We start from the raw sequence: 7,150 nt of genomic DNA, 5'->3' as shown, positions 1-7,150 counted from the left end.
CACCCGAGCGAGGAGCTCATGAACGACAACACCGCCGGGGCCGGAGCCGCCGACGACACCGTGCCGCCGGTCCCCGAGGAGATCGAGGAGGCCGCCCGGCTCGCTCCCGACCACTGGCTGGGCATGGTCGACCCCGCGTGGGCGGGGGAGGGCGAACCGCCCGAGTGGGCGGTGGTGGGCCGGTGGAGGTCCGGTCAGGACGGTGACATCGAGGAGTGGCGTCCCAACGAGGAGTACCGCCCCTCGCCCCAGGCACTCGGCTGGTCCGCGCCGACCGACCCGGTGGACGAGGCGGTCCAGCTCGCCGCCACCGGTTACGGCCCGGGCGAGGCGGTCCCGCGGACACTGGCCGTGGCGGAGGTCGCCGTCCTGCTCGCACCCGGCGGCGCCCCGCTGTCGGCCACCTCGCCCGACGGGGCGGCGGTGGTGCCCGTCTTCACCTCGCCCCCGTACCTGCACGCGGCCGGGCGCTTCGGCTACGAACTGGCGCCGGTGCACGAGCTGGTGGACCGGATACCGGAAGGCCACGTGCTCTACCTCAACCCCTCGGGGCCCGTCGGCATGGCGGTGGAGACCGACGCCCTGCGTCAGGCGCTCGAAGCGGCGGCCCGGGGGACGGCGGAGACCGGCGGCGTGAAGGAGTCCGGAGAGCCGTCGGCCTCCGCGCGCTCCTCGGCGGCCCCAGGCGGGGACGTGCCGAAGCACCCGGTCACCGCGACCGCCGCCGGCACCCGGGCCGGGGGAGCGGCCGGCTCCGGCGACTGACCCCGTCGTACGTCCTCTCGACACCGCACCCCGACACCGCACACCGCACACCGCACACCGATGGAGTTGCCCCGCATGACGAGCCCTTCCGGTCCTCCGGACCACGAGCCCGAGAACCCCGCCGAGGCGGACACCGCGGACGGGCCCGCCGGCGAGGGCCCGGGCCCTTCCACCGCACAGGGCGGCCCGTCCGCCGTGCTGAAGGGCCGACCGGGATTCCGGGAACCGCCCGAGGACTACGTCAAGGCCGCCAAGGTGGCCCCCAACCACTGGCTGTCCGTCATCGACCGGCACTGGAGCGGTGACGAGGGCGAGCCCCCGCCCTCCTGGGCGAGCCTCGGGCGCTGGCGCAGCGACGAGAACGGGGAGATCGTCGAGTGGGAGCCGAACGACGAGTACCGGCCCTCACCCGACGCCCACGGCTGGGCCCCGCCGGTCGGCCCCGTGGACGCCGCCGTGCAGCTGGTCGCCACCGGCTACGCCTCGGAGGACCTGTTCGCCCTGATGCTCGCCGACGCCGAAGTGGCCGTGTGCGTCGACGGGCAGGGCGGCCTGGCGGTGACCGACGCGGAGGACGGTACGGAGGCCGTACCCGTCTTCTCGACGTCACCGGAGTTGGAGCAGGACAAACTGCCCCCGCACGAGGTGATGTCCGTCCCCGATCTCCTGGACCGGCTGCCGGAGGACAAGGAGGTGCTCTTCCTCAGCTCCTCCGCTCCGGTGGGTCAGCTCGTCACGGCGAGCGCGCTGCGCTCGGCCATGGCCGAACTGGAGAGATACGCGGCGCTGGACGACGTCGAGGCGTGGCCGCCCGAGCCCGCACCGGCCGGGGGCGTTTTCGGGGCGGGCGCGGATCAGTCGGACACCGGACCGACCGACGACTGGCCCGACTTCACGGCCGCGGGCCCACTGCCGCGGCCGGACGGGCCGGAGGAGGCGCCCGATACCGGCGCGGACACCGCCCAGGGGCGGAACCGGCCCCGTACCGGCGAGACGGACGAGGACTGACAGGCGGGTTGTTCCGGCTGCCCGCACCGGGCCGGGGATGCACGCAGGGCGTACGGCAGGCGTACGCCAGGCGTACGGCGGACGTGCGGCGGACGTGCGGAAACCGGGCGATCGGCACGGCCGACCAACTGGCCTCCTTACGTGTACGGTTGACACTTGAACGTATCTTCGAGCCGTCGTCCGACGTGGTCCCCGGGCCGTGGCGGACGACGTTCTCGCGGGGGCGGTGGTTCCGGGGACGAAGTGGTCCCCGGTCCGGGCCACGGCCGCCGTGCCGTCCGGCGTCACGTTCCGCACCCCGGCATCGCACGGAAGGGCACCCCGACTTAGAGGTCCGTACCACCGGACTGTTAACTGATGAGGGTGAGTTCGAAAGGATGGACCGTGTCTTCTGCTTCTGGAGTGCCCGCCGGTGAGTGAGTACGACGACAGGTCCGTCCCGCAGGCGCCCCCCGTGCCCCGGCCCGAACCACTCCCCGCGGCCGAGGACCCCGCGCCGATACCGGCGTACGCGCGGACCGTGACCGGAAGCGCCGGATCCGCCCCCACCCCCGTCATGCCGCCGGCCACGGACGACGACGCGGCCGGGAACACGGCCGGGCTGCCCGAACCGCCTCCCGAAGTGGTCGATGCGGCCCGTGGCCTGCCGGGCCGCTGGCTGAGCGTTCCCGACGCGGCGTGGAAGGGCGCGGGCACCCCACCGGACTGGGCGATCCCCGGCCGGTGGCGTACGGACAGCACGGGCACGATCGTTGCCTGGGAGGACAACGAGGGGTACCGCCCCTCCCCGGAGGCGCTCGGCTGGCCCAGGGCCACCGATCCCGTCGAATCCGCGATCCAGCGCGCCGTCACCGGCTACGGCCCCGCCGGAGAGGTCCTCCGTACGCTGGCCGCCGCCCAGGTCGCGGTGCTCCTCGGGCCCGACGGCGAGCCGGCCGCCCTGCGGACGGCCCAGGGCGAACCCGTCGTTCCCGTCTTCACCAGCCCCGCCTACCACCGTGTCGTCGGGACGTTCGCCGCGCGGCTGGTCCCCGTGGCGGACGTGGTGGAAGGACTGCCCGAGGGGCACTCCCTCTACGTGAACCCGACCGGACCGGCCGGGATGGTCATGGAGACGGAGGCGCTGGCCGAGGAGATCGCGGCCCAGGAGCGCGGCGAGAACCGTCCGGTGAGCGTGGACGCGTCGGGAGCGGCGGGGACCGCGCGCATCCACGCGGTACGGGTAGGAGACCCGGCGGGCGCGGCGGCTGGGGGAGATGCGGACGACGCGGCCCCGGGTGCGGACACCGCCCCGGCTGGTGCGCAGGACGGCTCCGGCAGAGCCCGCGTACCTGAGGCACCCGACGCCCCCGCAGCGACGGAGCCCACGGCCGGAAAGGGGTCCAAGGAGTGATCCGCCGACGTGGCCCCTTCGCGTGGCGCCGCGGCGACCGGTCCTCGGTCCCGGCCGGGCGCCGGTCCGCCGAGGTCCGGCCCGCCGACGTCCGGCCCGCCGACGAGGGGCCGGACAGCACAGCGGCGGAAGGGCTTCTGGTCGAGGACCACGACGGCCTGCTGCTGCTCCGGACGCCGTCGGACAACACGCTCACCCCCGCCGACGTCGCCGACCTGGCACGTGGCACGCGCACGGACGACGGGACCGTGACCGTCATCGCGGGCGCCGAGGGCATGGACTCCGCCGCCTTCTGGCCGAGACTGAGCGAGCTGCTGGACTCGCTGAGCGAGTCCGGCGCCGACACCGTACGGCTCGTCATGGCCGGTGCCGGACAGGACGCCAAGGACCGGCCCGGCACCGCACGCCGGATCGCCGACGCCTGGGGGTTCGCGGTCAAGGCCCCGGACGGAGCGCCCCTCGTCGTACCCGGCGGTTCGCTCTTCGTCCCTCCCGCCCCTTCCTCCGACGGGAAACCGGCGGAGGGCGGCTGGTGGCGGTTCGCCCCGGGCGCGGAGCCCGAACCCCTGGGCCCGCGCAGCCCGGAGCCTTCCTGGCAGCTCGCGCTGCGCGACGTGCCGTCGGGTACGGCGGGCGGCAGTGTGGTGGAACACATCCCCGCCGGACTGCTGGTACGCCCTGCCGGGGCCCCGGCGGCCCAGCCCGGCGACCTGTACCACGCCGTGCCGGTCGACCCCCGGCGCCCGGCCGTGGTGATCGGTGTTCCCTACGGCGAGGACGTGGCGGCCGAGGAGGTCGCCGAGGTACTGGCGGCCCTGCCGGAGGAGGTCAGGTCCGGCGTGCGGCTCGCGCCCGGCGGGCGGCGTGACGTGCTGCGGCTCGCGCAGTCGGTGTGCGACCGGCTGGAGACGGACGTGGAGGTGATGACCGGGCTGCCGCTCATCGCGGCGGCCGGTCCGCTGGGTTCGTACTCCGTACGGTCGGTCCTGGCCGCGCCGGACGGTACGCCGACGTGGCTGCCGTTCGTCGACGCCGTCGTGTGCCGGCCGCCGGACGGGGAGGGCCGGGCCCGGCCGCCCCGGCTGCTGCGCTGGAGCCCCCCGCTGCCGGGGCCCGCGCACCCGGAGACGGGCGTGACCGGCCTGACGGACCGTTGGCAGGTGACCGTCACCAGGGCGGGCCTCTGGGTCGGCCCGCGTGGCGGCCCCCCGCTGTCCCCCACGGCGCGTCAGGTGGACCCGGGCGGACCGGTGATCGAGCTGGGCATGCCGGGTGAGCTCATGGACGCCTCGCTGGCGCCGGCCCTGTCGCGTCTGCTGGGAGCCCTGACACCGGCCCTGCGTGAGCGCGCGACCCTCCACGTGCACGGCGTGACCCATGACGGCGGGCGCGGCCTGCGCCAGCTGGCGGCCCAGCACCGGCTGCGCACCCTGCGTTACGCCGCTCCCGCCCCGGCCCCGGCTCGGGCCAGGCCCACGGCCCAGGGCCAGGCGCTGCCCGCCCGGACGGCGGCCGCGGCCCCGCCCGCGCCGATGCGGCCCGCTGCGACGGGGGCCGGCCAGGCCGGTGCCGCTGCGTCGGTGGGCCGGCCGGAGCCGGGCCAGGGCACCCGGACACAGTCCGCGCAACCGAGCCTCCCGGGCCGGCCCGCGCAAGCGGCACAGCCGCGCCCGGAGCCGCTGCGGGCGGAACAGCCGGGGCAGACCGCGCAGTCGGGGCAGGCCGCACAGCCGGGGCGGCCGGGCTTGCCGTCGCGGCCGTTGCCGCCGTCACCGCAGGGGCCCAACGCCGGGATCGGGCCCGGCCGGCCGGCGGAAGGCGCCGGACGGGCCGCACGGGCCGAACGCGCTCGCCAGCTCCGGGAAGCGATGGCCGGCGCGGTGGCGGGCGCGAACGAGCCGTCGAACGCCGGGGTGCCCGGACGGGCCCCCGGCACGGGCACGACTGAAGGGCCCGACGGCCCCAGGGGGTTCCGTGAATCCCCTGCGGAGCCGGGCCGAGCCGGTGACGTGTCGGGCCGAGCCGGTGATCCGCCAGGCCGAGCCGGTGATCCCGGGCGGAGCGGCGGGCCCGGCGTGGACGCCGGTCCTGTGACGGCCGAGGGGCCCGCGCGGCCCGGCGGCGGTGCGACGCCCGACGGTAGGGGAACGGGCATGGCCGCCGGGACGGAGGACGGCCCGGCGGCGACCGGTGCTCCGGCGCAGCCTGCCGCCCTTGCGCGGACCGACGCTTCCACCGCGCCCGGCAACACCCCGCCCGGCAACACCCGACCCGGCAACACCTCGGCTGGTGGCAGCTCGGCTGCGGGCGGCGGGGCTGGGAGCAGCAGGGCTGAGAGCTTCCCTGTGGGTGGGAGCCGGGCCGAAGGCTCCCCGACTGAGGGCAGTCGGGCTGAGGGCCTCCCGGCCGATGGCCTCGCTACCGAGGGCTTCCCGCGTGGTGGCTTCTCTGGTGGAGGCACCCCGGCGGAGAGTATTTCGGCTGGGGACAGTCCGGCGGAAAGTGTGTCGGCGGAGGGCTCCCCGGCGGAAGGCACGCGGTCCGAAGGCACCCCGGCGGAAAGTGTTCCGGCGGAAGGCACGCGGTCTGAAGGCGCCCCGGCGGAAGGCACGCGGTCCGAAGGCACGCCGGCGGAAGGCACTCCGGCGGAAGGCACTCCGGCGGAAGGCACCCGGTCTGAAGGCGCCCAGTCCGGAGTCGCCCACGCGGGAGACGCCCCGTCCGAAGACACCCCGGCGGCGGACGCGGCGGGCCCGTCCGCCGAGGGAGCCCCGGCCGCGGAGCCCGCAGGCGACCTCGGTCCGGATGAACCGGAGGCTTCCGGGCGGCCTGAAGTCGTCCCCCCGCCGACTCCGATGCGCGTGGCATCAGGGACACCGGCCGATCCGGCACCCGCCAGGCCCCCCGCCTCACCAGGAGCCATGGCATCCGGGGACGTGCCGTCCGAGGAACCGGACGCCTTGGAAGAGCCAGGCAGAACCGGGACGGCGACGGGCGGGACCGGCGAACCGGACGAAGCCGGCGAAGCGGCGGAGAGTTCCGGTCCCTCGGTGACACCTGACCCGTCACGGGCGACGGACATACCCGACGCCCCGGGTTCCCCCGGCACCCCGGACGCCGCCGAAGAAGCCGAAGCCGACCAGGCCACCGGAGAAGTCGAGGCCACCGAGGCCGAGATCCCGCAGGCCCCGCTGCCGCCCGTGCCGTTCGACCCCGGACACCGCAGTTCCGAAGTGGAACGCACCGCCTTCCGCACGCTCGCGGAGGGGATGTGGGACCGGCACGGCGCGGCCGTCGCCCGCTCCCTGGCCCGTATGCCCGCGCTGCGCGGCAAGGAGCAGGAGGCCGCCCGCGCCGATCTGATCGCACTGCGGATGTACCTGCATGTCCCCGAAGGCCCCCTGAGCCACGGCGCGTTGACGCGGGCCCTGCGCGAGTACGAGCCGAACATGCTGCCGTACGGTGCCTGTGTGGCCTCGGCTCTGACCCGGCTGCCGTCCTACCGGGGTGCGGTGCTGCGCGGAACGGGCAGTGATCCCGTCGCCGAGGGTCCCGGCGCCCCCGCCCTTCCCCGCCCCGGGACACTGCTGCGCGACGCGGCCGTACTGAGCACCACCCCGTTCGACCCCACCGGCACGGCGACCGTGCCGGGCGGGAGTTACGTCATCTGGTCGGTGGCGGGCCGTCGTGTACGGCAGTTGTCCGACCACGGCCGGGGACCGGACGAGGTGGTGTTCGCCCCGGGGACCCTCTTCCGGGTACTGGACGTCCGTCGCGACGGCCAGGCCGTACAGATCTATCTGCGTGAACTGACCGGTCCAGCCATGGCGACCAAGCCCGATCCCGACGTGGATCGGGCCGTACTCGCCCGGCTGGACGATGTCGTGCGCGGGCGCTCGGCGGTACCTGCGGGCACCGGCCACTGGCCGGAGCGCTGCGTGGGTGCCGTGGGCGCCGGGCCGTGACACGACACCGAACCCAGAC

General features: G+C 75.8%; 4 protein-coding genes. All 4 read left to right on the top strand.

The window, feature by feature from the left end:
- Positions 1 to 18 precede the first annotated feature (18 nt).
- The 4 genes from ACH4VO_RS11350 (at position 19) to ACH4VO_RS11335 (ending at position 7,131) form a co-directional block, all read left to right on the top strand.
- Positions 19 to 765: a type VII secretion system-associated protein gene (locus ACH4VO_RS11350; protein ID WP_360991638.1), complete on the top strand. Its 747-nt coding sequence runs from the start codon at positions 19 to 21 to the stop codon at positions 763 to 765.
- Between the two features lie 75 nt (positions 766 to 840).
- On the top strand, positions 841 to 1,773 hold the full coding sequence (locus ACH4VO_RS11345) for a type VII secretion system-associated protein (RefSeq protein WP_360991635.1): 933 nt from the start codon (positions 841 to 843) through the stop codon (positions 1,771 to 1,773).
- Between the two features lie 412 nt (positions 1,774 to 2,185).
- Entirely contained in the window at positions 2,186 to 3,166 is a 981-nt protein-coding gene (locus tag ACH4VO_RS11340) for a type VII secretion system-associated protein (RefSeq protein ID WP_360991632.1), read from the top strand.
- Positions 3,163 to 7,131, top strand: coding sequence for a hypothetical protein (locus ACH4VO_RS11335; RefSeq protein WP_360991630.1), 3,969 nt, complete (start codon positions 3,163 to 3,165; stop codon positions 7,129 to 7,131). Before ACH4VO_RS11340 ends, ACH4VO_RS11335 begins: the two co-directional genes overlap by 4 nt.
- The last annotated feature ends 19 nt before the right edge of the window (positions 7,132 to 7,150 follow it).

Source organism: Streptomyces sp. NPDC020780, assembly GCF_044334475.1.
Taxonomy (GTDB): Bacteria; Actinomycetota; Actinomycetes; order Streptomycetales; family Streptomycetaceae; genus Streptomyces.
This window is presented reverse-complemented; position numbering and strand designations above follow the sequence as displayed.